At 66.9% G+C, this 23464-nt stretch carries 29 protein-coding genes and 1 tRNA gene; 13 read left to right on the top strand and 17 right to left on the bottom strand.

Annotation, left to right across the window (positions count from 1 at the left end):
- Positions 1 to 28 precede the first annotated feature (28 nt).
- Together AZH51_RS06560 and dcd are read right to left on the bottom strand one after the other, a co-directional pair.
- A complete protein-coding gene (locus AZH51_RS06560) occupies positions 29 to 691 on the bottom strand; it encodes an alpha/beta fold hydrolase (RefSeq protein WP_291522520.1) in 663 nt (220 codons plus the stop codon).
- On the bottom strand, positions 684 to 1259 hold the full coding sequence (gene dcd, locus AZH51_RS06565) for a dCTP deaminase (protein WP_291522521.1): 576 nt from the start codon (positions 1257 to 1259) through the stop codon (positions 684 to 686). Before dcd ends, AZH51_RS06560 begins: the two co-directional genes overlap by 8 nt.
- A 90-nt stretch (positions 1260 to 1349) precedes the next feature.
- Between dcd and AZH51_RS06570 the strand changes: the two genes are divergently transcribed.
- Positions 1350 to 1423 (top strand) — tRNA-Gly (locus AZH51_RS06570).
- 62 nt (positions 1424 to 1485) lie between these two features.
- Positions 1486 to 1863, top strand: a complete 378-nt coding sequence (locus tag AZH51_RS06575) for an SHOCT domain-containing protein (RefSeq protein WP_291522522.1) — start codon at positions 1486 to 1488, stop codon at positions 1861 to 1863.
- A gap of 25 nt (positions 1864 to 1888) precedes the next feature.
- Here AZH51_RS06575 and AZH51_RS06580 read toward each other — a convergent pair whose 3' ends face one another.
- Positions 1889 to 3541, bottom strand: coding sequence for an AMP-binding protein (locus AZH51_RS06580; RefSeq protein WP_291522523.1), 1653 nt, complete (start codon positions 3539 to 3541; stop codon positions 1889 to 1891).
- Positions 3542 to 3553: 12 nt separating this feature from the next.
- On the bottom strand, positions 3554 to 4009 hold the full coding sequence (gene aroQ, locus AZH51_RS06585; RefSeq protein WP_291522524.1) for a type II 3-dehydroquinate dehydratase: 456 nt from the start codon (positions 4007 to 4009) through the stop codon (positions 3554 to 3556).
- A 72-nt stretch (positions 4010 to 4081) separates the two neighbouring features.
- On the opposite strand from aroQ, the gene AZH51_RS06590 reads away from it, so the two are divergent.
- On the top strand, positions 4082 to 4369 hold the full coding sequence (locus AZH51_RS06590) for an excalibur calcium-binding domain-containing protein (protein ID WP_291522525.1): 288 nt from the start codon (positions 4082 to 4084) through the stop codon (positions 4367 to 4369).
- Between the two features lie 6 nt (positions 4370 to 4375).
- Here AZH51_RS06590 and AZH51_RS06595 read toward each other — a convergent pair whose 3' ends face one another.
- Positions 4376 to 4747, bottom strand: coding sequence for a hypothetical protein (locus tag AZH51_RS06595; protein WP_291522526.1), 372 nt, complete (start codon positions 4745 to 4747; stop codon positions 4376 to 4378).
- 79 nt (positions 4748 to 4826) lie between these two features.
- Here AZH51_RS06595 and AZH51_RS06600 point away from each other — a divergent pair, with 79 nt between their 5' ends.
- Positions 4827 to 5060 (top strand): hypothetical protein, encoded by a 234-nt coding sequence (locus AZH51_RS06600; RefSeq protein WP_291522527.1) that lies wholly within the window; start codon positions 4827 to 4829, stop codon positions 5058 to 5060.
- Here the strand turns inward: AZH51_RS06600 and AZH51_RS06605 are convergent.
- Positions 5035 to 5346 carry a hypothetical protein gene (locus AZH51_RS06605; RefSeq protein WP_291522528.1) on the bottom strand — a complete coding sequence of 104 codons (312 nt, stop codon included), beginning with the start codon at positions 5344 to 5346 and terminating at the stop codon, positions 5035 to 5037. The two genes, AZH51_RS06600 and AZH51_RS06605, sit on opposite strands and share 26 nt — an antisense overlap.
- Positions 5347 to 5368: 22 nt before the next feature.
- On the opposite strand from AZH51_RS06605, the gene AZH51_RS06610 reads away from it, so the two are divergent.
- Together AZH51_RS06610 and AZH51_RS06615 are read left to right on the top strand one after the other, a co-directional pair.
- Positions 5369 to 5782 (top strand): hypothetical protein, encoded by a 414-nt coding sequence (locus AZH51_RS06610; protein WP_291522530.1) that lies wholly within the window; start codon positions 5369 to 5371, stop codon positions 5780 to 5782.
- 31 nt (positions 5783 to 5813) lie between these two features.
- Positions 5814 to 6326, top strand: a complete 513-nt coding sequence (locus AZH51_RS06615) for a YbhB/YbcL family Raf kinase inhibitor-like protein (RefSeq protein WP_291522532.1) — start codon at positions 5814 to 5816, stop codon at positions 6324 to 6326.
- Here AZH51_RS06615 and AZH51_RS06620 read toward each other — a convergent pair whose 3' ends face one another.
- Together AZH51_RS06620 and cutA are read right to left on the bottom strand one after the other, a co-directional pair.
- On the bottom strand, positions 6327 to 6755 hold the full coding sequence (locus AZH51_RS06620) for a Fur family transcriptional regulator (RefSeq protein ID WP_291522534.1): 429 nt from the start codon (positions 6753 to 6755) through the stop codon (positions 6327 to 6329).
- Positions 6752 to 7747 (bottom strand): divalent cation tolerance protein CutA, encoded by a 996-nt coding sequence (cutA, locus tag AZH51_RS06625; protein WP_291522536.1) that lies wholly within the window; start codon positions 7745 to 7747, stop codon positions 6752 to 6754. The genes AZH51_RS06620 and cutA overlap by 4 nt, the downstream gene beginning before the upstream one ends.
- A 136-nt stretch (positions 7748 to 7883) precedes the next feature.
- Here cutA and AZH51_RS06630 point away from each other — a divergent pair, with 136 nt between their 5' ends.
- From AZH51_RS06630 to AZH51_RS06640, 3 genes are all read left to right on the top strand, one after another.
- The gene (locus AZH51_RS06630; RefSeq protein ID WP_291522538.1) at positions 7884 to 9737 is read left to right on the top strand and encodes an acyl-CoA dehydrogenase; all 1854 of its coding nucleotides are present in this window, start codon (positions 7884 to 7886) and stop codon (positions 9735 to 9737) included.
- A gap of 106 nt (positions 9738 to 9843) precedes the next feature.
- Positions 9844 to 10473 (top strand): TRIC cation channel family protein, encoded by a 630-nt coding sequence (locus tag AZH51_RS06635; protein ID WP_291522540.1) that lies wholly within the window; start codon positions 9844 to 9846, stop codon positions 10471 to 10473.
- A 22-nt stretch (positions 10474 to 10495) separates the two neighbouring features.
- Positions 10496 to 11113, top strand: coding sequence for a LysE family translocator (locus tag AZH51_RS06640; RefSeq protein WP_291522542.1), 618 nt, complete (start codon positions 10496 to 10498; stop codon positions 11111 to 11113).
- Positions 11114 to 11116: 3 nt separating this feature from the next.
- On the opposite strand, the gene AZH51_RS06645 is transcribed toward AZH51_RS06640, so the two are convergent.
- Positions 11117 to 12727 (bottom strand): amidohydrolase, encoded by a 1611-nt coding sequence (locus AZH51_RS06645; protein WP_291522544.1) that lies wholly within the window; start codon positions 12725 to 12727, stop codon positions 11117 to 11119.
- Positions 12724 to 13050 carry a protease inhibitor I42 family protein gene (locus tag AZH51_RS06650; protein WP_291522546.1) on the bottom strand — a complete coding sequence of 109 codons (327 nt, stop codon included), beginning with the start codon at positions 13048 to 13050 and terminating at the stop codon, positions 12724 to 12726. Before AZH51_RS06650 ends, AZH51_RS06645 begins: the two co-directional genes overlap by 4 nt.
- Before the next feature lie 149 nt (positions 13051 to 13199).
- Between AZH51_RS06650 and AZH51_RS06655 the strand changes: the two genes are divergently transcribed.
- The 3 genes from AZH51_RS06655 to AZH51_RS06665 are packed head-to-tail and all read left to right on the top strand — an operon-like array spanning position 13200 to position 14966.
- Positions 13200 to 14438 (top strand): hypothetical protein, encoded by a 1239-nt coding sequence (locus AZH51_RS06655; RefSeq protein ID WP_291522548.1) that lies wholly within the window; start codon positions 13200 to 13202, stop codon positions 14436 to 14438.
- 33 nt (positions 14439 to 14471) lie between these two features.
- On the top strand, positions 14472 to 14720 hold the full coding sequence (locus AZH51_RS06660) for a hypothetical protein (RefSeq protein WP_291522550.1): 249 nt from the start codon (positions 14472 to 14474) through the stop codon (positions 14718 to 14720).
- 42 nt (positions 14721 to 14762) lie between these two features.
- Positions 14763 to 14966 (top strand): hypothetical protein, encoded by a 204-nt coding sequence (locus AZH51_RS06665; protein ID WP_291522552.1) that lies wholly within the window; start codon positions 14763 to 14765, stop codon positions 14964 to 14966.
- Position 14967: 1 nt separating this feature from the next.
- Here AZH51_RS06665 and AZH51_RS06670 read toward each other — a convergent pair whose 3' ends face one another.
- Complete coding sequence (locus AZH51_RS06670; protein WP_291522554.1) at positions 14968 to 16752, bottom strand: NHL domain-containing thioredoxin family protein; 1785 nt, start codon at positions 16750 to 16752, stop codon at positions 14968 to 14970.
- 271 nt (positions 16753 to 17023) lie between these two features.
- Positions 17024 to 17644: a hypothetical protein gene (locus tag AZH51_RS06675; protein ID WP_291522556.1), complete on the bottom strand. Its 621-nt coding sequence runs from the start codon at positions 17642 to 17644 to the stop codon at positions 17024 to 17026.
- A gap of 118 nt (positions 17645 to 17762) precedes the next feature.
- On the opposite strand from AZH51_RS06675, the gene AZH51_RS06680 reads away from it, so the two are divergent.
- Positions 17763 to 18968, top strand: coding sequence for an MFS transporter (locus AZH51_RS06680; protein WP_291522558.1), 1206 nt, complete (start codon positions 17763 to 17765; stop codon positions 18966 to 18968).
- Positions 18969 to 19022: 54 nt separating this feature from the next.
- Here the strand turns inward: AZH51_RS06680 and AZH51_RS06685 are convergent, their stop codons facing one another.
- From AZH51_RS06685 to AZH51_RS06705, 5 genes are all read right to left on the bottom strand, one after another.
- Positions 19023 to 19511, bottom strand: a complete 489-nt coding sequence (locus AZH51_RS06685; protein ID WP_291522560.1) for a DinB family protein — start codon at positions 19509 to 19511, stop codon at positions 19023 to 19025.
- A 10-nt stretch (positions 19512 to 19521) separates the two neighbouring features.
- Positions 19522 to 19755 carry a hypothetical protein gene (locus AZH51_RS06690; RefSeq protein WP_291522562.1) on the bottom strand — a complete coding sequence of 78 codons (234 nt, stop codon included), beginning with the start codon at positions 19753 to 19755 and terminating at the stop codon, positions 19522 to 19524.
- Between the two features lie 67 nt (positions 19756 to 19822).
- On the bottom strand, positions 19823 to 20710 hold the full coding sequence (locus AZH51_RS06695; RefSeq protein ID WP_291522564.1) for an MBL fold metallo-hydrolase: 888 nt from the start codon (positions 20708 to 20710) through the stop codon (positions 19823 to 19825).
- Positions 20707 to 21495 (bottom strand): carbon-nitrogen family hydrolase, encoded by a 789-nt coding sequence (locus AZH51_RS06700; protein ID WP_291522566.1) that lies wholly within the window; start codon positions 21493 to 21495, stop codon positions 20707 to 20709. The genes AZH51_RS06695 and AZH51_RS06700 overlap by 4 nt, the downstream gene beginning before the upstream one ends.
- A complete protein-coding gene (locus AZH51_RS06705; RefSeq protein WP_291522567.1) occupies positions 21492 to 23456 on the bottom strand; it encodes a cytochrome c oxidase assembly protein in 1965 nt (654 codons plus the stop codon). The genes AZH51_RS06700 and AZH51_RS06705 overlap by 4 nt, the downstream gene beginning before the upstream one ends.
- Between the last annotated feature and the right edge of the window lie 8 nt (positions 23457 to 23464).

A 23464-nucleotide genomic window follows, 5' to 3' on the forward strand; every position in this document is an offset into this window, starting at 1 on the left:
CACTGCCGACAGATTGCTATGCGAATTGTCACTCCTCGCCCAGTTGAGCGGTCAGGAAGGCTGCCGCCCTGGCGTGCCACTGGGTCGGCCTGCGCAGCATCGCGTGACTGTCGCGGATGCTCTCGAAGGTGGCGTTGCCGCCCAGAGCCTGCACGCGGCGTACCAGCTCCTCTGACGTCCGGGCGTCGGTGATCAGGTCCTGGTCGCCATGCAGCACCAGCAGTGGGGTGTCCACGAAGGAGGCGGCGGGGTATCCCTCGGCGTACCACGGGGCTAACCCGACGACCGCCCGCACCCGCTCGTCGGGTGCGAGCTCCAACGCCACCCGGCCGCCCATGGAGTGACCGACGAGAGCGATGGGCGTATCCGGGAAGCGCTGGCTCAACTCGTCCAGGGCCCAGCGTGCGTCCACGACCGGGGATCGACGTACGCCGTTCCAGCCCTGCACGGCGTAGCGCAGCTGGGCAGGGCGCACCCGAGCGTGGGTCCGCCGCACCAGCGCTGTCGCGAACGGGACCATGACCAGGGTCGGCGGATGCAGCCGGGTCACCCGTGTGATGCTGGACGGCGAGCCGCCGTGCAACATCAGGGCGATCAGGTCCCCAGGGACGACGCTGCGCGGCACCCTCAGGTGAGCGTGACCCCCGTCGTGGGCCGGGCCGGTGAGAACCACCCGGCGCCGATCAGACATCCGACTTGTGGAAATTCTGGTAGGAGCGGCTGGCCGTCGGACCGCGCTGGCCCTGGTAGTGGGAGCCGTACTTGGCTGAGCCGTACGGGTTCTCGGCGGGCGAGGAGAGCTGGAAGAAGCACAGCTGACCGATCTTCATCCCCGGCCACAGTTTGATCGGCAAGGTTGCCACGTTCGACAGTTCCAAGGTGACGTGCCCGCTGAAGCCGGGGTCGACGAAGCCGGCGGTGGCGTGCGTCAGAAGACCGAGGCGGCCGAGGCTGGATTTGCCCTCCACGCGCGCGGCAACGTCATCGGGCAGGGTGACCTGCTCGTACGTCGAGCCGAGGACGAACTCCCCCGGGTGCAGGACGAAGGGCTCCCCGTCCGCGCACTCGTGGGCCCGGGTCAGCTCCTCCTGTTCGGCCGCGGGGTCGATGAAGGGGTACTTGTGGTTGTCGAACAACCGGAAGTAGCGGTCGAGGCGGATGTCGATGCTGGACGGCTGGATCATCCCCGGCTCGAACGGTTCCAGACGCACCCGCCCGGCGTCGATCTGCGCGCGGATGTCGCGATCAGAGAGCAGCACCCGCTCAACTTACCCTGCGTTTCGGAGTTGAACCGGCCGCGGGTTAGACTCTCGCACTGGCTGGTCGGGGTGATCCTCCGGCCGCCGCACGCGGGCGTAGCTCAATGGTAGAGCGCCAGCTTCCCAAGCTGGACACGCGAGTTCGATTCTCGTCGCCCGCTCCATTTCGACTCGGTGGCCCTAGGCTTATCCCCACCAGTCACACCCACACCCTTGAGAGGGCCTCATGCACGACTTCTGGCAGTACCTGCTCTACGTCCTCTACATCTTCTTCTTCATCGCCTACCTGATGGTGATGTTCCAGATCGTCACCGACCTCTTCCGCGACCACGAGACCAGCGGCTGGGCCAAGGCGATCTGGATCGTCTGCCTGATCTTCTTCCCGGTCATCACCGCGTTGGTCTACCTGATCGCGCGCGGCAAGGGGATGGCCCTGCGGCAACAGCAACGAATCGCCGACGCGGACCAGCAGACCCGCGCTTACGTCCGCGAAGCCGCCGGCCGTAGCCCGGCCCAGGAGATCGCCGACGCCAAGGCCCTGCTGGACTCCGGCACCATCACCCCCGAGGAGTACGAGGCGCTGAAGGTCAAGGCGCTGGCCTGACCCTTCCGATCGCGGGCCTGGGGAGCTACAACCCCAGGTCCGCGATCGTTTTCTCCCGCATCTCCACCTTGCGCACCTTGCCGGTGACGGTCATCGGGAACTCCTCCACGATCGTCACGTAGCGCGGGATCTTGTAGTGCGCCAACTGGCCCGTCGCGAAGTCGCGCAGCGCATCGGCGGTGAGGGCCGGCGTACCCTCGCGCATCCGGATCCACGCGCACAACTCCTCCCCGTAGCGTTCATCGGGTACGCCGATCACCTGGGCGTCCACAATGTCCGGGTGGGTGTAGAGGAACTCCTCGATCTCACGGGGATAGATGTTCTCCCCGCCCCGGATCACGATGTCCTTGATCCGGCCGGTGATCTGCACGTAGCCGTCGTCGCCCATCACCGCAATGTCGCCGGTGTGCATCCAGCCCTCGCGCAGCACCTCAGCGGTCTTCTCCGGCTGCTCCCAGTAGCCCAGCATCACCGAGTAACCCTTGGTGCACAGTTCGCCGGGCTCACCCCGCGGCACGGTGTCGCCGGTCAGCGGGTCCACGACCTTGATCTCCAACTGCGGCCCGACCCGGCCCACCGAGCCGACCTTGTGCTCGAAGGAGTCGTCCACCCGGGTCTGGGTGGAGACCGGTGAGGTCTCGGTCATCCCATAACAGATCGTCATCTGCTCGATGCCGGCCGCGATGACCTTCTTCATCAACTCCGCCGGGCACGGCGAGCCGGCCATGATCCCCGTGCGCACGGTGGACAGGTCGTAGTCGGCGAAGTCCGGCAGCGACCACTGCGCGATGAACATCGTGGGTACGCCGTACAGCGAAGTGACCTTCTCGGCTTGCGTCGCCTGCAGCGTCGCCACCGGGTCGAAGGCCGGTGCCGGGATCACCATGGTCGAGCCGTGCGTCACGCAGGCCAGATTGCCCATCACCATCCCGAAGCAGTGGTAGAAGGGCACCGGGATGCAGACCCGGTCCGCTTCGGTGTAGCGGCACAACTCACCGACGAAGAAGCCGTTGTTCAGGATGTTGCGGTGACTGAGGGTCGCGCCTTTGGGGAATCCCGTTGTCCCCGAGGTGTATTGGATGTTGATCGGGTCGGTGTTGCTCAGGGCCCTCTGCACGGTCGCGAGGTCGTCCGCTGAGCGCTCTGACGCGCCAGCCAGGAGCGCGTCCCAGGACTCGGTGCCGATGAGGACGACCTGCTCCAGTGCCGGGCAGTCCGGGCGGACCTGCTCGATCATCGCCGCGTAGTCGCTGGTCTTGAAGTTCGGTGTGGCCACCACCATCCGGATCCCTGCCTGAGCGAGGACAAAGGCCAACTCATGCGTCCGGTACGCCGGGTTGATGGTCACCAGGATGGCGCCGACTTTCGCGGTGGCAAACTGGATGATCGTCCATTCGGCACAGTTCGGTGCCCAGATACCGACGCGGTCACCGGGCTGGATACCGGCCGCCAGCAGTCCACGGGCGGCTTCGTCGACCTGTTCCTGCAACTGCGCCCAGGTCCACCGGCGGTCAGTGGCGCATTCGACCAGAGCCTCGTGATCGGCGTACGTGCGGGCGGTCTGGTCGAGCGCGTCCCCGATCGTTACCTCGATCAGGGGGACGTCGGTCTCCCCGGCGGCATAGGACGGGTCATGGCTCACGGCGCTGGCTCCTTTGCGATGTGACACGGGACACATCGCAGTATGCGCTCAGGCGAGTTTCGGTGGGTCAACCAGGCGCGCAGCGAGGGTGCGGATCGCGAGTTCGTAACCGAGCGGGCCGGCGCCCACGATGACCGCCTCTGCGATGTCGGACAGGTACGAATGCGCGCGGAACTCTTCTCGCGCATGCACATTGGAGATGTGCACCTCGACGAACGGGATGCCCACAGCCTTGAGCGCGTCGCGGATCGCGATGCTGGTGTGCGTGTAGGCGCCTGCATTGATGACGATGCCCTTGTAGTTGCCGCGGGCCTGGTGGATCAGGTCGATCAGGGCGCCCTCGTGGTTGGACTGCTCCCAGGTCGTGGTGACACCCAGCGTCTGCGCGACCTGCTCGGTCTGCTTCTCGATCGAGGCCAGGGTGTCGCTGCCGTAGATGCCAGGCTCGCGAGTGCCCAGCAGATTGAGGTTCGGGCCGTTGAGCACCAGCACGTCGATGGACATGGCCCCAGAATAGTGAGCCGGCATTCCCCGGTTCCCGGGACAGTGAACGGACTTGTCCACATACTTGCCCCTATGTTCACTTCTCGCCGCATCGTCGCGGCCACCGTCACCGCAGGCCTGCTCACCGGATTCGCCGCATTGCCGGCCGACGCCAAGACCAAGCCGAAGCCGCCGCCGGTCTACAAGAACTGCACGGCGCTGAACAAGGCGTATGCGCATGGCGTGGCGAAAGCGGGCGCCAAGGACAAGGTGTCGGGCAAGGCGAAGCCGGTCAAGAACTTCACAGTGAACACCGCGGTCTACAACGCGAACAAGAAGCTGGACCGCGACAAGGACGGGATCGCCTGCGAGAAGCGCTGACCCGGCTCACCACGTCCGGACGGCCACCTGAGTGTCGGTGCAGTTGAAGGACGGGTCGTCACCCCAGGTGACGACCCGATACTGCGAGTTCACCTTCGCCAGTTGAAATCGGGTCCGGTAGACAACCCGCGCCTCCGGCGCTCGACCCGTCGTGCGATCCGTCGCGAACCCCTCGGCAAAGACGCAGGCGTACACGTAGTTGCCGTTCACCCGCACCGGCGTGAACGGCAACGGGCCTGGGTAGTGCAGCTTCTTGGTCAGGTCGGTGCCGAGGATTCCCGTGAAGTTCGTGTTCGGGACCATCGTGGCCACGAACGGCGGATACGTCGGCTGCTGCGCGTTGACGGCCTTGGCGTACTCCGTCGCGAACCTGCGCACCGCGATGACCTGAGGCTCCTTCTCGTACGGCGAGAGTGGCGGGATCGTCGTCGTCGAGGAGGGGGTTGGGCTCGACGATGTGACTGTCGAAGTGGGCGATGGGCTGGAGGACAGCGACGTCGTGGTGCTCGACGGCGGCGATGACGTCGCGGTCGCCGACGACGTCGTCGTCGCGGTCGGCGATGCGGCGGTGGTGGTCGACGAACTACAACCGGTCAACGCCAGGACACCGACGCCGCCTGCGAGCCCAACTGCCCTCAAACCCTGCTTCACCATGATGGCCGTACTCACCATGCACGCCGGACAATGTTGACCCCGTCGCAGTGGATCGCCGGGTCGTTTCCATAGGTGCTGATCACGTAACCCTGCGCCCCCTTGACGACCTTGAAACGGGTGGGATAGATGCTTCGCGCTTCTGCTGGCTTACCGGTCTTGGGGTCCACCGCGAAGCCCGCGCCCATCATGCAGGCGTACACGTAATTGCCGTCCACTCTCGTCGGCGTCAACGGCACCGGGCCCGGGTAGTGAACCCCCATCTGAAGATCAGTCCCGAAAATGCTTGAGCGGTTGACGAGGTTACTGGCGGGCTGGGTCAGCACTGAGAACAGGGGCTTGTAGTCGATGTCCCTGGCGTTGACGGCCTTGGCGTACTCCGTCGCGAACCTGCGGACCGCGATGACCTGGAGCTCCTTCTCGTACGGCGAGAGTGGCGGGAGCGTCGTCGTCGACGACGGGGTGGGGCTGGCGGAGGTGGACGTTGAGGTGGGAGATGTGGACATCGAGGTGGGAGGTGCGCTCGAGGACGTGGCTGTCGTGGTGCTCGACGGCGCCGAGGACGTCGGCGTCGCGGTCGGCGATGCGGCGGTGGGGGTCGACGAACTACAACCGGTCAACGCCAGGACACCGACGCCGCATGCGAGCGCGGCTACCGTCAAACCCTGCTTCATCCCTCGGTCCCCTCCTGCGAGCACATCCCGCACCGCACCCTACGTGGCCGACTGCGACAAACCCGGGATCGCCTGCGAGAAGCGCTGATCGGGTAGGTGACCGGGGATAAGGTCACATCATGAGCCTGGATCGACCCCAAGCCCCCGATCCCTATGCGCGGATGCCGAAGGTGCCGCCGTTCACGCTGACCAGCACCGACATCACCGGCGGCGAGCCTCTCGACAAGGACTTCTCCGTCGACGGCGCGAACGTGTCACCGCAGCTGAGCTGGAGTGGGTTCCCCGCGGAGACCAAGTCGTTCGTGGTGTCCTGCTACGACCCGGATGCCCCGACCCCGGACGGCTACTGGCACTGGACGCTGGTCGACGTCCCGGCGTCGGTGACCTCGCTGGAGCGTGGTGCGGCGGTGCCGGATGGCGCGTTCGAGTTGAAGAGTTCTGGTGGGACACCCGGCTTCGAAGGAGCCGGGCCGCCGGAGGGCGACGTGCCGCACCGCTACTTCTTCGTGGTGCACGCCGTCGGCGAGGAGTCCCTGGGTGTCGACGACTCGGTGACCCCGACCGTGGTGGCGTTCAACCTGGCGTTCAAGGCCATTGGACGCGCCGTGCTGGTCGGCACCTACCAACGCTGACTACTCGCGGGCGCACTCCGCGCAGATGCCGAGCAACGCCGCGTGGGACCGGTCGATCGTGAATCCGTAGCTCGCAGAGGCCTTCTCGGCGATCGCGTCCAACCAGTCGGCGGGAACGTCGAAGAACTTCTCGCAGCGCTCGCACTGCAGATGGGCGTGCTGCTGGGCACTCTCCGCCAGGTGGTAGATGGTCGCACCGCTCGGCACGTGGGTGTGCGTGACCACCCCGCAGTCCGACATCGCCTGCAGCGAGCGGTAGACCGTGGCGCGATGAACACCCGGCTCACGGTCGGCGACCTGGCTGGCGATGGTCTCGGCGTCCAGATGGCGTGGGTCGTCGCGCAGGACGGCCAGGATCGCGCGACGGGCCGGCGTCACGCGCTCGCCGTGGGCGCGTAACTGGGCAATCGCGTGCTCGACCTCGCTCATGATCCCGTGGGCTCCAGATCGGGATCGGCGCCGCGACGAAGTAACGGACCCAGCGCCATCGCCAGTTTCGAGGCGACGGTGGCCTGCTGCACGCCGTACTGCGAGAGGTGGTCGGCCACCTCGTCCAGGAAGTCCATCCCGCCGTTGACCAACTCGACCTCGAGCTCGTGCCAGTCGCTGTCCAACTGGTCATCGAGCAGGTTGTGCGTGCTGACGTGGTCATCGCACAGGCAGGCCAGGTGCACGTCACCGGCCAGCAGATCCCGCTCGACCCGGTGGGTGCGCACCTCGCAGACCGGCACCAGCGAGGCGGAGCCGATCAACTGGCGCACCTGGTCGCGGAACTGCACGGGCGGTGCGTCGTCGGCACCGAAGGGCATCCACTCCTCCATCCGGGCATCCCCCGAGCGGGGCAGCTTCAGATGCCAGCCCTCATCGGGGCCGCCCTCCCGGCGGCGCAAGGTGACCCCGTGCGAGGCCAGGTCGAGAGCCGCCGTGTCGTAATAGGTGGCCTGCAGCAGGTAGCGCCGCTCGTTGCTCACCTGACCCACCCGGGGCCATTCGCCGGGCTCGGGCACCAGCCCGTCGTCGGCGAGGGTGAACTTGCGCTCGATCTCCAGGTGCAGGGCCGGGGCCGTGTGGGCCTCCCCCGGTTCCAGGAGAGCGCCGGCCAGCCACTCGGCGTACGCCGAACTGACCTGGGTGATCGGGCTCGCCACGATCTCGGGCACGTCATAGGAGTGCAATTCGGTGACGCGGGCGGCCAGTTGCTCGAAGAGGTCGGCCCGGGAGGTGACCAGCGCGACGGCCTCGCTCGCGACCTCGACCTTGCCCTGCCAGCGGTAGGTGGACTGCACACCGGGGGTGACCTGCACGCAGGCGGCGAGACGCTCGGCGACCAGCTCGGCGGCCAACTGCTCGGCCTCCTGCAGGTTGGGACACGCGATCCGCACCTGGATGAAGGGGGTGGACTCGTCGTACTGCTGGCTCACATTTCCCATCATCCCCGATGCGACATGGATCACGGCCGCAGCGCGGCGGAAACCACCTGCGCCGTCCGGCTTGCGGACATTACTCGCGAGTAGGAGAATAGATACTGGCCAGTAACATCGCCTTCCGAGGAGCCCCATGTCCCACTACAAGTCCAACCTGCGCGATATCGAGTTCAACCTGTTTGAACTCCTTGGCCGGGACGAGGTCCTCGGCAACGGGCCGTACGCCGACGTCGACGCCGCCACCGCCCGCGAGATGCTCGCGCAGCTGGTGACGCTGGCCGAGAACGACATCGCTGCGAGCCTCCTCGACTCCGACCGCAATCCCCCGGTCTACGACCCCGAGTCCAAGACGGTGACGATCACCCCGTCGTTCAAGAAGTCCTACGAGGCGTTCATCGACTCCGGGTTCTGGGCGATGGACCTGCCCGAGGAGCTCGACGGCACGGTCACCCCGCCGTCGCTGCAGTGGGCCAAGAACGAACTGCTGCTCGGCGCCAACCCGGCGCTGGCCATGTACGCCGCTTCGTACGCGTTCGCCAAGCTGCTGTACATCCTGGGCAACGAGGACCAGAAGAAGATCGCCAAGCTGATGGTCGAGCGTGGCTGGGGCGCCACGATGGTGCTCACCGAGCCGGACGCCGGCTCCGACGTGGGCAACGGGCGCACCAAGGCGACGCAGAACGCCGACGGCACCTGGAACATCACCGGCGTGAAGCGGTTCATCACCTCGGGCGAGAACGACATGGTCGAGAACATCATCCACTTCGTGCTGGCCCGCCCCGAGGGCGCTGCGCCGGGCACCAAGGGCCTGTCGCTGTTCATCGTGCCGAAGTTCAACATCGACCTCGAAACCGGTGAGCTGACCGGTCGCAACGGTGCCTGGGTCACCAACGTCGAGCACAAGATGGGCCTGAAGGTCTCCACCACCTGCGAGATCACCTTCGGTGACAAGGAACCGGCGGTCGGCACCCTCTTCGGCGACGTTCACGACGGCATCGCGCAGATGTTCCGCGTGATCGAGAACGCCCGGATGCTGGTGGGCACCAAGGCGATCGCCACCTTGTCGACCGGGTACCTGAACGCGCTGGAGTACGCCAAGGTGCGCGTCCAGGGTGCCGACATGACCAACCCGGCCAAGGATGCGCCGCGCGTCACGATCACCCACCACCCCGACGTACGTCGCTCGTTGATGTTGCAGAAGTCCTACGCCGAGGGCCTGCGCGCGCTGGTGCTCTACACCGCCAGCCAGCAGGACATCGTGGACGCCGAGTTCATCGCGACCGGCAAGGAGCACCCGGCTGACGGGACCCCCGCCGCACTGGCCGCCCGCCTCAACGATCTGCTGCTGCCGATCGTGAAGGGTGTCGGTTCCGAGCGCGCCTGGGTGCTGCTGGGCACCGAGTCCCTGCAGACGTTCGGTGGCTCGGGCTTCCTGCAGGACTACCCGATCGAGCAGTACGTCCGAGACGCCAAGATCGACACCCTTTACGAGGGCACCACCGCGATCCAGGCCCAGGACTTCTTCTTCCGCAAGATTCTCAAGGACCAGTTCGTCGCACTGGGCGCACTGGCCGAGCAGATCCTGCAGACCGTGAAGGGCGGCGCCGGTGACGACAAGTTCACCACGGAGCGCGGCCTGCTGGGCAAGGCCATGGAGGACGTCCAGGGCATCATCGAGAACCTCGGGATGACCGCGATGGGCGCCTACTCCGAAGGCGGCGATCCGAAGGCGATCTACAAGGTCGGCCTGAACACCTCGCGTCTGTTGCTGGCGGCCGGTGACCTGGTCATCGGGTGGCTGCTGCTGCGCCAGGCCGAGATCGCCCAGGACCACCTGGACGCGGGTTCGACCGACCCGTTCTACGTCGGCAAGGTGCAGGCCGCGAAGTTCTTCACCTCGCAGGTGCTGCCGCGGCTGACCACCGAGCGCGCCATCGTCGAGGCGACGGACCTGTCGCTGATGGAACTGCCGGAAGACGCCTTCTGATCGGGCCGTACCCACTCGGTTGACCGGACAATCTCGGTCGTCTGCTGCGGCAGGCGACCGAGATTGTGCGTTTACCGGGTGTCCGGCAGGTGGGCAGGATGGGCCTATGACCTGGTCCCTGGCCCTCGACCTGCTCGGCGTCTTCTGTTTCGCGATCTCCGGGAGCCTGCTGGCGGTCACCCGCGGCTACGACATCGTGGGATCGGTCGTACTGGGATCGCTCACCGGACTCGGCGGCGGCGTGCTGCGCGACCTGGTCTTGCGCGTCACTCCGACGGCGTTCGAACGACCGGCCTACGTGGTCCCGCCGTTGGTTGCTGCGGCGCTGGTGTTCTTCCTCGCCCCGGAGGTGCAGCGGTTCCCCCGGACCCTGCTGACGTTCGACGCAGCCGGGCTCGGCCTTTTCTGTACCGCGGGCACCATCAAGGCGTTGCAGTTCGGGATGAACCCCGTGGCGGCAACCCTGCTCGGGTTCACGACCGCCATCGGCGGCGGCCTGCTGCGCGACGTGTGCGCCAACCGCAACCCGAAACTGTTCGACCCCCGCGACATCTACGCGCTCCCGGCTCTCTTCGGCGCGGCGGCCATGACCGCGCTATGGCACTGGAACGGGGCCAGCGTCCTGGCCCAGGCTGCGGTGGCACTCGCGGTCTTCACCATCCGTGTGCTGTCGTTGCACTTCCACTGGCGCGTACCGCTGGCAGCCGGAGAACGGACGCGACCCGCATCGACCTGAGTGCGGTCCTACTCTTTTCCGCGTGGGATACCCGTCGTTCGTGCTCTTCGCGCTGCTCATCGCCGTCGCTCCGGGACCGGACAGTCTGCTGACGTTGCGCTCCAGCGTGGTGGGCGGCCGGCAGCGCGGCCTGTGGACAATGCTCGGGATCACCGCGGCCGGGTTGACCCAGGGCATCCTGGCGGCCACCGGCCTCGGAGCCGTGATCGCGCACGCCGAGCCGGTCTTCGAGACGATCCGCTGGGCCGGTGTGGCCTACCTGGCATGGCTGGCCTTCGGCGCGCTGCGAGCCGCGTTGACCGGCGGCGGCGCGGGCTGGGACCTGAGCGCAGGCGCCACGCGGGTCACTCGCCTGCGCTCGGTGCGGTCCGGCTACTTGTGCAACATCACCAACCCCAAGGTGCTGGCGTTCAACCTCGCGGTCCTGCCCCAGTTCGTCAGCTCCAGCGCCTCGTTGCCGACGTTGTTGCTGTACGCCGTGACCCTCACCGTGGTCGGCGCGGTCGTGCTGCTCGTGATCGTCTGGGCTGGCGGCCTCGCGGCGAATGCCATCCAGCGCAGGCGGTTCCGGCGTTCGGTCGATGGGGCCACCGGTGCGATCATGCTGGGCTTCGCGGGCCTGCTGGCCAGCGAACACTGATCCTCAACCGCCGTACACCCATCGGCCCGCTGCCATGGTCTGCGTGACCGTGGCGTCCGCCGGGCGCACACCCGCGTCAAAGATGTTGGCATCCAGCACGGCCAGGTCTGCACGTTGACCGACAGCGAGGTAGCCACCCTCCGCATCGTGATTGACGTACGCCGATCCGGCCGTAAACGCCGAGAGTGCCGTCCGCAGGGATAGCCCCTCGTGCTGTAAGAACGGTTTCTCGTCACGCCTCGCGGGGTCCACGCGATAGACCGCAACTTCGATCTGCTGCAACGGATCTGCAGTGGTCACGCCCCAGTCCGAGCCCATCGCCAGCACCGCCCCGCTGGCGGCGATCGTCGCAAACGGATACATCTGCGCAGACCGTTCCTCGCCCAGCACCGGGAAGTTGAGGTCGCGCATCTGCGGCTCATTCTGCGCCCAGTAGGTCTGCAGGTTGACCACCACATCCAGCGCCCGGAAGCGAGGCAGATCCTGCGGGTTGACGACCTGTAGGTGCGCGATGTGATGGCGCAGGTCGTTGCTGCCGTTGGCCATTCGCGCCGCTTCGACGGCGTCGAGGGCGGAGCGGACCGCGGCGTCACCGATCGCGTGCTGGTGGACCTGGAAACCCAGCCCGTCCAGGCGGGTGACAGCCTGCGCGAGGGCCTGGGACTCGACGTACGTCAATCCGTTCGGATGCTCGCCCAGGTCGTGGCGGCAGTAGGGCTCCAACATGGCGGCGGTGCCGTTCTCGACGATGCCGTCGACCATGATCTTGACCGAGGTGGCGTGGAAGTTGCCGGTCACGCGACGGCGGTCGATCAGCGAGTCGATCTGCTCAAGACCGCTGTGCCGGTCCCACCACAGCGCACCGACGACTCGCGCTGTGAGTTTGTCTGTGCCAGCGAGGCATTCGTAAGCGTCCTGGGTCGCCGGGGTGACCCAGGCATCCTGCCAACCGGTGATGCCGAGTGAATGCAGATGGGCCTGGGCGGCCAGAATGTGTGCTGCCCAGTCACGGGTGGTCGGGGCAGGGACGACATCGGACTCGAAGGAGTACGCCGCGCCCTCCTGCAGCATGCCGGTCGGCTCGCCCGTGGCGGGGTCGCGTTCGTAACGGCCGTCAGCGGGATCTGGTGACGCAGCGTCAATTCCCGCTCGTCGCAGCGCCTCGGAATTGACCCACGCGCCGTGAACATCCTTGTTGAACAGGAAAATTGGCCGATCGGGCACAACGGCGTCGAGGTCTTCCTTGCGGGGTTGGCCGCCGGGGAAGGACTCCAGAGCCCAGCCGCCGCCGACAATCCAGTCCCGCTCGGGGTGGGCATCGGCGTACGCGCGGATGATCTCCAAGTAGGCCGGCAGGCCGGCCGCCTCGGACAGGTCGACGTTGTCCAGATTGCGGCCCGCGAAGGGCGGATGCACGTGGGCATCCTGGAAGCCAGGGACCACCAAACCCTCTGGGAACAGAATCTTCTCGGTACGCGCCTGCGTGACCTCGGCACACGCCTCACGACCCATGGCGATGACGTGTCCGTCACGAACGGCAATCGCGTCGGTCCATGACCCGGCCGGATCGCCGGTCCAGATCGTTCCGGTCAGGATCAGATCGGCGGCGCTCACGCGGTGTCGTCTGCCGAGGGTCGGATGGACAGCGTGATCACGACGCGGCGCTCTGGTGCGTCCTCCCACGGGCGCCCGAACTCGCCGTACACCTCGTAATCACCCGGGTCGTCCACCAGCAGTTGCGGCAGCGAGCCGTCCGGCGCGCCCGGCATCATCTCGGCCGGCGGATCCGGCAGGTCGGGGAGGCGGTTGACCCCGTCCGGCAGGGTCCACTCCCAGACATAGCCCGTCGCCGGGCCTTTCGGAAACGGCAGAGTGACCGGCTCACCGGCCGTGCCCTCGATGGTCAGTCTTGTGGGTGCTCCGCTCGCATCAGTCACATCGCCATCCTGCCCTTCGCAGCCGCGCAGGCGGCACGTTTGACCCAAGCCGCCCAGAGCTGCCCATCTGTGCGCGTATCTCACCGAGGGCGCCACCCCTCCTGATTTCCGTACGGCGCCACGCGGCGCCGTGGGAAGAAGGCACCACGATGACCAACCAAGTCCGTACCCCCGCGGGCCCAGCCGATCCACGCAATGTCCACCAGGTCGACCCCGGTCAGGGTGTTGTCGACGACGACGGTCTGCAGGTGGTCGACGAACACGTCCTCACCCCGGGCGGCTGGAAACACCGGTCGCTGGTCCACGAGGTGCCGCCCGGGATGCGCGTGGAGCATCATCGCGGCAGACTCCGACTGGTCGACGAGGACGGTCAGCACGAAATCGATTGCGGCGCCGAGCCGGTGCATCCCCCTGGTCGACCGCTGCAGCCGCGAGCGTCGAGTGAGAGCCTGCGGACACGGGCCGAGTTGTTGTCCCGTCGCAGTGCTGCCAGCAAGAAGGCGGTGCCGGCTCTGGGCGAAGGGTGGATCACCTACGCCTCGTGGACCAACGACACGGGTACGCCGGTGTCCCGGTTCTCGACCACCTGGACTGTGCCCCCGGCTCCCCGCACGGATCACGGCCAGACCATCTTCTTGTTCAACGGGATTCAGAACTCCACGATGATCTACCAGCCGGTGCTGCAGTGGGGCCCGTCCGCCGCTGGTGGCGGCTCGAAGTGGTCGGTCGCCAGTTGGTACGCCGACGGACAGACCGGCCAGAGCTTCCATTCGACCCTGGTCGACGTGAACGTCGGTGATGTCCTCACCGGCGTGATGGTCCGTGGCCGCAAGCGAGCGAACGGTTACAGCTACGGATGCTCCTTCACCGGTATTGCCAACACCAATCTGCCGGTCTTCAACATCCAGGAACTGACCTGGTGCATCGAGACTCTCGAGGTGTACGGCGCCCAGAGCGAATCGGACTATCCCGACGTCGCGATGACCGGGATGCGCAACATCGAACTTCGTTGTGGCAGCGCGGCACCGGACTTCCTGTGGACCGTGAACAATGCAGTGACCGACATCGGACAGCACTGCGTCGTCGTCAACGAGAAGGTGACGGGCGCCGGCGAGGTCGACCTGTGGTACCGACCCAGTTCGTGGTGGCTGTCCGGCTTCGGAGCCATTGCGTCCGGTGCCTCCCAGGACTGGTGGTTCACCTTCGGCGGGACCGGGGACGCCGGACCGCAACTGATCCAGGCCGAACCGGTCGAGCCCTCAGGTCAACTGACCACCATCTCCAGCGCCGAGAGCCTCGACAGCAACGGCTACCTGACCTATCACGCAACGGTCCGCAACGACGGCCCCGACGCCGTCCACTTCCAGTGGCGCGGCGGCGGACGCTGAGTCGCGAATACCCATCACAGAAGGAGCAAGACCATGTCATGGACTGTCTCAGGCGGCACGATCGCACCCGGAGCCTCGTTGGGGTGGTGGTTCTCATGGGGCGGCAACGGTGACGTCGGGCCGCAACTCATCCAAGCTGAACCCCTCGGCGCTTCCGGCGAACTCACCACCGTGGACGTTGCCGAAGGGCTCGACGCGAACGGCCACCTGACCTACTACGCAACCGTCCGCAACGACGGCAGCCAGTCGGTCGCCTTCCAATGGCGCGGCGGCGGCTTCTGAGCCGCGGCGCCCCTGCTCATCACCATCCCAAGGAGAACTGTCATGCCCAAGATCCAGATCCTGATCGACGCCCAGGGTGCCGTGCTCGGCACCGCCACGAACGGTCCGGCCACCGACGGCGGACCTCAGGCCCAGCTCGTTGCGGCCGACGGCCAGCGGATCGTTGAGACCAACCTGACCGATGCTCAGGCCCGCCTCGACGCCCCCGCTCTGCTCAAGGTGCTCAGTTCCAAGCACCTGTCCTGACTCAGACGCCGCGCAGGTCCAGTTCGAGTTCCGCAGCAGCGGTGTCATCAAGAATGACCGGGATGCCCCAATCCTGTTGATACAGATGGCATGCCGCGTGCTCAGAGTCCCCGTCGCAGGCGGCGGCGCGCACCGAGATGTGCAACGTGCCGTCGCCGACCGCGGGGTCCAGCACGAGGGCCCGGCTCAGACCCTCACTGGTGCCACTACCGTCTCGCAGGAGGGCCTCGGGAGTCGCCGACACCATGAGCTGGGTCGGATCGCCGTACCGGAAATCGAGTTTCTGCCCGGGTGGCGGGGTGAAGGCGACCGTCAGCGTGACCGGGCCGGGCGCGATCGGAGTGGCCGGGCGGGCGGTGGTGTGCGAGTCACCGTCCATCCGCTGGGCGACCTCCGGCACAGGTACGGCGATCACCTGGTGGGCGCTCGACTCCACGACGAGTAGGTGGTTGGCGAAGAGAACGTCGCTCGGCTCGGCCAAACCGGTTGCCAGCGTGGTTACTTCGTCGCTGGTCGGGTCGTACCGGCGGATCGCTCCGTTGTAGGTGTCCGCGATGGCGACGCTGCCGTCGGGCAGCTCGCTGACCCCGAGCGGATGCTGCAACAGCGCCTGTCCAGCGGGTCCGTCGACATGACCGAAGTCGAATAATCCCTGTCCCACATGGGTTTTCAGTTCGAAACCCTCCTCGGACAACGTGAGCGAGCGCAGCGCGGACGTCTCGGCGTCGGCAATCCAGACCCGGGTGCCGTCGGCGGAGGTCGCGAGGCCCGAGGGCTGCGCTAACCACGCGTCGTGCGCGAGCCCGTCGCGGATTCCTTCGGCGGAGGTCCCCGCGAGGACGGCGACCGTGTTGTCTGCCGGGTCTGTCGCCAGGTGCAGCGCCCACAACTGGTGGGTGCCGGCCATGGCGATCACGACCCGATCGATCCACCACGCGAGGTCCCACGGCGTCGACAGCGGCTGCTTCAACGCTGCCCCGCCGCCGGAGCGTTCGCGCAACTGCTCACCCGTCCCGGCGATGACCTGAATCTGCCCGTCGGACAATCGGATCGACCGGATCTGATGGTGCACGCTGTCGGCGACCACCACGTCATACCCGACGCGCTCGGCGACCTCTACGGGCAGCACCAACAACCCCTGGGGCTCGTTGAAGCCGCCGAACCGGGCCCGTTCGGTGGTCAGGTCGGACTCGAGCCACACCACGTCGTGGTGGGCGGTGTCGGAAACCAGGAAGGAACCGTCCGGGTGGGCAGCGATCTTGCCGGGGAACCGCAGCTGCGTGTCCTTCGAGGCGGGCGCGATGTAGGGCGAATCTCCCTGGCACAACGTGCCTTTGGCGCGGTGCTCGACGATCAGGTCTTCGATGAGACTGGCCAGTCCCGCTGCGTGGCCTTCCCCGGACATCGACGCCACGATCGAGCCCTCGGGATCGATCACGACCAGCGTCGGCCACGCGCGGGCGGTGTAGGCCTGCCAGGTCGTCAGCGCCGGGTCATCCAGCACGGGGTGATGCACGCCGTAGCGTTCGACCGCTGCGACCAGCGCATCCGGATCGGCCTCGTGCACGAACTTCGGCGAGTGCACGCCGATCAGCACCAGCTCATGCGCGTACTTCTCCTCCAGCGGGCGCAGCTCGTCCAACACATGCAGGCAGTTGACGCAACAGAACGTCCAGAAGTCCAGGACGACGATCTTGCCGCGCAACTGCGCGAGTGAGAGGTCCTGTCCGCCGGTGTTCAGCCAGCCGCGACCGACGAGTTCGGGAGCACGGAGCTTGACGACCATGCCTCCATTGTCAGCCCATGCGGGTAATCAGATCCGGGCGGACCCGACGGCCCAGATCCCGGACGGCACCTCTGATGTCGCGGTGGAGCCCGGCGTCGCTGATTCGGAGCCGGACGTGGAGGTCGGCTGCTGCGCCGTCGGCTCCCCGGTCGGCGAACCAGCTGCAGGAGCCCCGGTGGAGTCTGTTGACGGCACCGATGGCTCGCTGCTCGCAGTCGGTGTTCCGCTACTGGTCGGATCGTCGGACATCACGCATCTCCCAAAGGGTCGGCTAGATCTGAACGGGACCGCGCAGGAAGGTGACCTGCGTGCCATTGACAGTGACCGTACGACGCGCGTAGACGTTCACCCCGTTGCGGCAGAGAACTCCTGCGTTTTGTGCCGTGCCGGTGAAGTTGGGTTGACCGTTCGCAGTGCTGTACGGGCCGTCGGCACCGGTGGGGTGATACGTCCATGCACCGCTGTACTTCGTGGTGTACGCAGTGAATCCCGAGATGGCGGGCGCCGTGTTGTCGATGGCCGGCACGGACCATGAGGCGTTGGTGGGGTTCGCCGCCCAGGTGATCGCGAGCGTGCTGGGGTAATAGAAGGTGATGAAGGCGTTGGCTATGTTCTGGGTCGACGGCCCATACACCCACAGACCCCTATCTGGATAGGAACCGGTGCCGTCGATGGTCAGCGTCATCGTGTTGCTGTCGCAGGATTTTCCCACGGTGACCCAGCCCTGCAGACCGGGCTGCACACTGGCCGACGCGGGCGGCGTCACCGCCCCGACCAGCAGAACAGGAGTCGTCCACGCGGCTCCCTTAGCCAGGGTGCGCCGCGTCACCGGGAGATCCGCCACCTCGGGGCGCCGCTCGTGGGTCACCAATGCCGCCTTCGTCTCGTTCATCGCGTAGGTGGGGGGTCACCCGACGACAGTTGGAGGCTAACAGCCGGGCTGGTGCCCTGATGGGCCGTTCGCAAAGGCCACCCACCACGTCGAACCATTGCCTTGCAATGATTGAAGGGTGAACCAACCCCGTCTGTCCCGCGCCGTCGTGCTGTTGATGGCCGTCGCGACGGGCATCTCGGTGGCCAATCTGTACTACTGCCAGCCGTTGCTGGAGTTGATCAGCGGCGACCTGGGCATCAGTGCCGCGAGCGCCGGCGCCTTGGTGACGATGACCCAGATCGGCTACGCCCTCGGACTGCTCTTCGTGCTCCCGCTGGGTGACCTGCTCGAACGCCGAGGGTTGATCATCGGGCTGTCGCTGGCCTGCGTGGGTGCGCTGATCCTGACCGCCACCGCTCAGAACGCACCCTGGCTGTTCGCCGCCTCGATCCTGCTGGGGTTGCTCACTGTCGTCGCGCAGGTCCTGGTGCCGCTCGCGGCGACCCTCGCCGAGCCGCGGGAGCAGGGCACCGTGGTGGGCATCGTGATGAGCGGACTGCTGCTGGGGATCCTGCTGGCCCGGACCGTTGCCGGGCTGCTGGCCGAAGTGGGTGGCTGGCGCAGCGTCTACTGGATCGCGGCACTGGCCATGTTGGTGGTCACCCTGGCCCTCTGGCGCGGACTGCCAGAGTCCCGCCCGACCCAGCGATCGACGTACGGCGCCCTCATGGTCTCCATCGGTCACTTCATCCGCACCGAACCGGTGCTGCGCCGCCGGATGGCCTACGGGGCGTTGACGTTCTTCCAGTTCAGCGTCCTGTGGACGGCGCTGACCGGCCTGCTGGCCGGCGCGCCGTACCACTACTCCGAGGGCGTCATCGGACTCTTCGGTCTGATCGGAGTGGCCGGAGCGCTGGCTGCCCAACTGGCCGGCAGGTACGCCGATCGCGGCCGGGCGCTGCGCCTGACCGTGATCTTCACCGGGCTGTTGGTCGCTTCGTGGCTGGCGCTCGCGCTGGGCAACGTGTCGCTGGCGGCCCTGGTGGTGGGGATCGTGGTGCTGGATGCGGGCGTGCAGGGCATGCAGGTGACCAACCAGACCCAGATCTATGCGATCTCCCAGGAGGGTCGGGCCCGCGTCAACGCGGCCTATATGACCAGCTATTTCGCGGGGGGCGCGATCGGATCGCTGGTCTCGACGCGGGTGGCGGCCAGCGGCGGTTGGGTCGCGGTCTGCTGGCTCGGTGTAGCCGTCGCCGTGGCGCAACTGCTGCTGGTGGCACTGGGCGAGCGCACCCTGATCCGGGGTGGCGCACCTGACCTGGTCCGGCAATCCAGTTGACTCAGCACGGTTTTCGGCAAATCCAGCCGGAGAACACGAGACTGCCGGACCGGGTCAGACCACGATGTACTGCTTGCCGTCGAGGATCTCGCGGACCGCATCGAGGTGCCCGGCATGGTTGGCCGTCTCTACCAACACGTGCACCATCACCGAGCGCAGGTCGGGGAAGGACATCCCGGCGCCGGCCCACCAGTCCTCCGTGGTCGCCGGCGGATCGTCGAGCGACCGTGCCGCGACGATCGCCTCGGAGTTGGCGACGGCGATCCGGTAGTTGTCGATGACCAGCTGGGCCGGTTCGTCAGGGCCTACCTGCCATTCCGAGGTCTCGTCCTCCGGCCAGAAGTCCAACGGTCCTCCGGCGACGATCACCTCGAACCAGTACCGCTCATCGGAGAGGGTCAGGTGGCGCAACAGTCCGAGGACGGACCAGCCCGAGGGCAGTACGGCGGCCCGCAACTGCTCGTCGCTCAGCCCCTCGACCTGGTCCAGGACGTGCCTGCGCTGGCCGGCCAATCGACGTACCAGAAGGTCCTTTTCGCTCATCCTGGTGAAGCTACCGCCAGCGTCCGAACGGGCCAACCCCCGCGATCGTCAGCACCCCAGCAACCACGAAGACCAGTCCCACCACCCAGGTCATAAACCGGCTGTAGGCCTGCATCTTCGGTCCGCCGCCGTGACCGTTCCACATCTCCCGGTTGCTTGCCGCGTTGGCACGAACGAAGCGGTCCCGCAACAGGATCTGACCAATACCGACAACGGTGAGAATGACCCCCACGAGATATCGCATGCCCCGTGGGTAGAGAAGGAAGCTGGGAGTTGGCTGCGTCATCCCCCCGAAAGGTGTCGAAGCGTGGTCAGGCGGTGCTGCGGAGACGTCCGCGCGCCAGGCGGCCGACGTGGTTGAGTCGCGGGCCGATGCAGGGGCCGACCCAGAGGGTCACCTCGCCAGCCGGAACGACCCCTCGGGAGGCCACCTGGCTGGCCGAAAGGGCCTTCTGCAGCGACTCCTCGCTCAACGGCAACCGGTGCTCGTTCGGATGGAACCGCGATTTGATCGGGAAGTCGGTGCCGTCAACAGCGAGTTCGTTGTGACCGCCCAGGATCCGGGTGATGCCATGGTCCTCGAGGAGCGCGATCATCCGACCGAAGGTGTCCTGCAGCGCTTCCAGGTCCTGGACATAGATCCGGCCGGGATAGAGGGTGTCGCCGGACAGCATCATCTGCCGTGACGGGTCCACGACCACGATCGAGCGCTTGTCGTGCCCGGGTGCACCCGTGATCAGCAACGGCCGATCGCCCAGGTCGAATTCGACCACTTGAGAGGGCCATTCGGTGAAACCGAAGAACTCCTGCACGCCCTCGACGTCGATCGGCACGATCTGGGTGCGCGGTCGGTCGGTGAACTGCTCGTCGCCGCGACGGTGGTCGTAATGACCGTGACTGTGCGCCACCACGAGCTCGACATCGCGGCTCGCGAGCAGGTGATCCACGGTCTCCCGCAGCGGGCAATCGACGGGGTTCTTCGAGTCGCCGGTGTCCAGCAGCAGTGCGCGCTGCGTCCCGATCAGCAGGTACATGAACGGCGCCTCTGCTGACACCGACATCGACTGCCGCAGGACGAAGGTGTCGTCATACACCCGACGTACCTGCAGCAGCGGTCCGTCGGGTTCACCGCGCGGATGCCCGCGGATCCACGGCGCCTCCAACGGCTCGTCGTCGAAGAGCACCTGGTCGAGGCTCATAACCGCCGGTCCTTCAGCACCGGGAAGTCGGACCGGATGCGAGCGACGTCATCCAGCGAGACCTCCAGCGACAGCACCTCTTGCGAGGTACCCGCTTCCGCCAGCACCTCACCGGAGGCCGAGATCACCGCGCTGTGCCCGCCCATTGCCGAATTGGCGTGTGTGCCAGCGGTGTTGCAGGCAATCACCAGGCATTGGTCCTCGATCGCCCGCGCCTTCAGCAGGGTGCGCCAGTGGGACACCCGGGCCAGCGGCCACGCAGACGGGATCAGGAAAACCGTTGCGCCCGCGTCAAGTTGGGCCCGGTAGAGCTCGGGGAATCTCAGGTCGTAACACGTCGACAACCCGGCCGTGGTGTCGAAGAGCGGCATCGTCACCACCGACGATCCGGCCTCCATCAGCGACGGCTCACCGACCGCGAATCCGAACCGGTGGATCTTCCGGTACGAGGCCAGCAGTGATCCGTCGGGACCGAACACCAGCGAGGTGTTCCACAGGTCTTTTCCCTCCGGCCCGACCGGACCCCGCTCCACGATCGATCCACCGTGCAGCACACACCCCAACGATGCCGCCAGCGCCGAAAGCTCCTGTGCAACAGGACCATCCAGGGGTTGCGCATACTCCGGCCATTGCCGGTAACTGAACCCACCGGCGTACCACAACTCGGGCAGCACGATCAGGTCGTGACCCGACAGGGAGGAGACCAACGACGCCACCCGGGCGAGGCGAGCGGGCGGCGGCTCGGCGTCGTCGTACGCCAGCTGGACCACCGCAACGCGGGTCATCGATTGCCCCGCGACCGGGCCGACAACATCTCGTTGTAGGCGTTCAACTCCGCATCACCATCGCGCTCTGCCTGCCGCTCGGCCCGGCGCGCATCGGCGTCATCCTTGCGCGCCCACTCGACCGCGATCAACAAGGCCATCATCAAGGTTGGCAGTTCGCCGACGCCCCAGGCAATGGTCCCGCCGCGCTGCTGGTCATCCAGCGGGTCGGTGACCCAGGACAGATGCAGCACCGAGAACACGTCCGGGGCGAGCAGGGTGGTCCCGGTCATCAGCGCCACACCGAAGAAGGCGTGGAACGCCACGGCCACCAACAGCACGAGCAACCGGGCCGGCGGCGACCAACGGCGGGGGCCGGGGTCGATCCCGGTGAACGCCCACGCGAACAGGTACCCGACCAGCACGAAGTGGATCACCATCAGCACGTGGCCGGTGTGCGTGCGCAGCGACAGTTCGAACCACGGTGTGTAGTAGAACGCGATCAACGTGCTGATGAACAGCAAGGACGCGACGATCGGGTTGGCGAAGAAGCCGACGTAGCGCGAGTGCACGATCGCCAGGATCAGCTCCCGCGGCCCGAGCGTCAGATCCGAGCGCTTGGGCAGCGCCCGTAGCGCCAGCGTCACGACGGCGCCCTGCACCATGAAGACCGGCGCCAGCATCGAGATCGCCATGTGCTGCAGCATGTGCGCGGAGAACATCACCCGGCCGTAGACGGCGGGCGGTCCGCTGACGAAGTAGATGAACAGCAACCAGCCGACCACCCAGCTGATCGTGCGCAGGACTGGCCACCGGTCGCCGCGCCGGTGCAGCCGCCAGGCCCACACCAGATAGACCCCGATCGCGACCACGGCCACCGGGGTGAAGAGCCAGTCGAAACGCCACTGGGTGAACCAGTTCGCTGCGGTCGGGGCGGGCGGTGCCGGGTAGCCGGTGATCGAGGTGACCGTGTCGGCGTTCTCGACCGTACCCGAGGGCGGCGCGGAACGGGCCAGCGCGTTGCCCAGGCCGAACGCCGCCGCCATGGCCAGCACCTCGATCGCGGCCAGCCGGGCGAACAACCCGCCGGTGGGCTCACCGAGCCGCGCCACGACCCGCTGGCGCTGCAGGTAGCCCAGGACCCCCAGGCCCGCGAGCAGGACCGCCTTGAGGATCAACTCCACGCCGTACGCCGTGCCAAGACTTGACCACGAACCCAGCCGGTTCACGGCGAGCACCACGCCGGAGACTCCGACGATCACGTAACACCACGTGGCGACCTTCGAGAATCGGGCAACGACATCCGAAGCGGATTTGCCCAGCCGCGACCACACCAGCCCGAGGGTGAAGAGTCCGCCGGCCCACAAAGCCGCCGACACGACATGTCCGGCCAGGGAGTTCACTCCGGTCTCGTGGTCGTTGCTGGTCGCGGAGTGGCCGACCAGGGCGAGCGGCAGGATCGCGAAGCCGGTGATGAAGAACAGCCACGCCTGCCCGTTACGGCCGGGCCGCAGCCAGGCGCACACCGCAACGACCAAGCCGATGAGGGCACTGATCGCCGGGGCGCGCAGGACTTCCAACTGCCAGGTCGTCGTCCAGGCGTCACCCAACAGGCCGGACGTGCCGAGCGGGACGCCGGCCACATCGGCGTACGCGAAGACGATCCCGACAACGGCCACGAGGAACCACACGGTCGCCGACCAGGCAGCGACCCGGGAGAGAAAGAGGCGACGGTGGGAGGTGGCGCTCTCGGGCACCAGGAGGCCGCCGAGCAGGAACGCACCGAAGGTCACCGCGAGCGCCCCGTCCTGCACCGCGTGCAACAGCGGCAGACCCCAGCGCACCACGGCACCGGGATCGCCCAACTCCAGCGGCGCGGCGCCCCCGGCGTACGCCAACGCGATCGCGGTCGTGCCCAGCAGAACGGCCAGGGCAACGGCGGGTACGCCGAGTTGCCACCTGCTGCGCTGCGGATCGGCCATGACAACCA

Origin of the sequence: Branchiibius sp. NY16-3462-2 (genome assembly GCF_001594145.1) — a bacterium.
Classification (GTDB): Bacteria; Actinomycetota; Actinomycetes; order Actinomycetales; family Dermatophilaceae; genus Branchiibius.

What these genes read in the sequence shown, in the direction of transcription:
- AZH51_RS06560 (WP_291522520.1), bottom strand. Translation starts at nt 691, where the DNA reads ATGTCTGATCGGCGCCGGGTGGTTCTCACCGGCCCGGCCCACGACGGG.
- AZH51_RS06575 (WP_291522522.1), top strand. Translation starts at nt 1,486, where the DNA reads ATGCACGACTTCTGGCAGTACCTGCTCTACGTCCTCTACATCTTCTTC.
- AZH51_RS06580 (WP_291522523.1), bottom strand. Translation starts at nt 3,541, where the DNA reads ATGTGTCCCGTGTCACATCGCAAAGGAGCCAGCGCCGTGAGCCATGAC.
- aroQ (WP_291522524.1), bottom strand. Translation starts at nt 4,009, where the DNA reads ATGTCCATCGACGTGCTGGTGCTCAACGGCCCGAACCTCAATCTGCTG.
- AZH51_RS06590 (WP_291522525.1), top strand. Translation starts at nt 4,082, where the DNA reads ATGTTCACTTCTCGCCGCATCGTCGCGGCCACCGTCACCGCAGGCCTG.
- AZH51_RS06610 (WP_291522530.1), top strand. Translation starts at nt 5,369, where the DNA reads ATGTCCCTGGCGTTGACGGCCTTGGCGTACTCCGTCGCGAACCTGCGG.
- AZH51_RS06615 (WP_291522532.1), top strand. Translation starts at nt 5,814, where the DNA reads ATGAGCCTGGATCGACCCCAAGCCCCCGATCCCTATGCGCGGATGCCG.
- AZH51_RS06620 (WP_291522534.1), bottom strand. Translation starts at nt 6,755, where the DNA reads ATGAGCGAGGTCGAGCACGCGATTGCCCAGTTACGCGCCCACGGCGAG.
- AZH51_RS06630 (WP_291522538.1), top strand. Translation starts at nt 7,884, where the DNA reads ATGTCCCACTACAAGTCCAACCTGCGCGATATCGAGTTCAACCTGTTT.
- AZH51_RS06635 (WP_291522540.1), top strand. Translation starts at nt 9,844, where the DNA reads ATGACCTGGTCCCTGGCCCTCGACCTGCTCGGCGTCTTCTGTTTCGCG.
- AZH51_RS06655 (WP_291522548.1), top strand. Translation starts at nt 13,200, where the DNA reads ATGACCAACCAAGTCCGTACCCCCGCGGGCCCAGCCGATCCACGCAAT.
- AZH51_RS06660 (WP_291522550.1), top strand. Translation starts at nt 14,472, where the DNA reads ATGTCATGGACTGTCTCAGGCGGCACGATCGCACCCGGAGCCTCGTTG.
- AZH51_RS06665 (WP_291522552.1), top strand. Translation starts at nt 14,763, where the DNA reads ATGCCCAAGATCCAGATCCTGATCGACGCCCAGGGTGCCGTGCTCGGC.
- AZH51_RS06670 (WP_291522554.1), bottom strand. Translation starts at nt 16,752, where the DNA reads ATGGTCGTCAAGCTCCGTGCTCCCGAACTCGTCGGTCGCGGCTGGCTG.
- AZH51_RS06675 (WP_291522556.1), bottom strand. Translation starts at nt 17,644, where the DNA reads ATGAACGAGACGAAGGCGGCATTGGTGACCCACGAGCGGCGCCCCGAG.
- AZH51_RS06685 (WP_291522560.1), bottom strand. Translation starts at nt 19,511, where the DNA reads ATGAGCGAAAAGGACCTTCTGGTACGTCGATTGGCCGGCCAGCGCAGG.
- AZH51_RS06690 (WP_291522562.1), bottom strand. Translation starts at nt 19,755, where the DNA reads ATGCGATATCTCGTGGGGGTCATTCTCACCGTTGTCGGTATTGGTCAG.
- AZH51_RS06695 (WP_291522564.1), bottom strand. Translation starts at nt 20,710, where the DNA reads ATGAGCCTCGACCAGGTGCTCTTCGACGACGAGCCGTTGGAGGCGCCG.
- AZH51_RS06700 (WP_291522566.1), bottom strand. Translation starts at nt 21,495, where the DNA reads ATGACCCGCGTTGCGGTGGTCCAGCTGGCGTACGACGACGCCGAGCCG.
- AZH51_RS06705 (WP_291522567.1), bottom strand. Translation starts at nt 23,456, where the DNA reads ATGGCCGATCCGCAGCGCAGCAGGTGGCAACTCGGCGTACCCGCCGTT.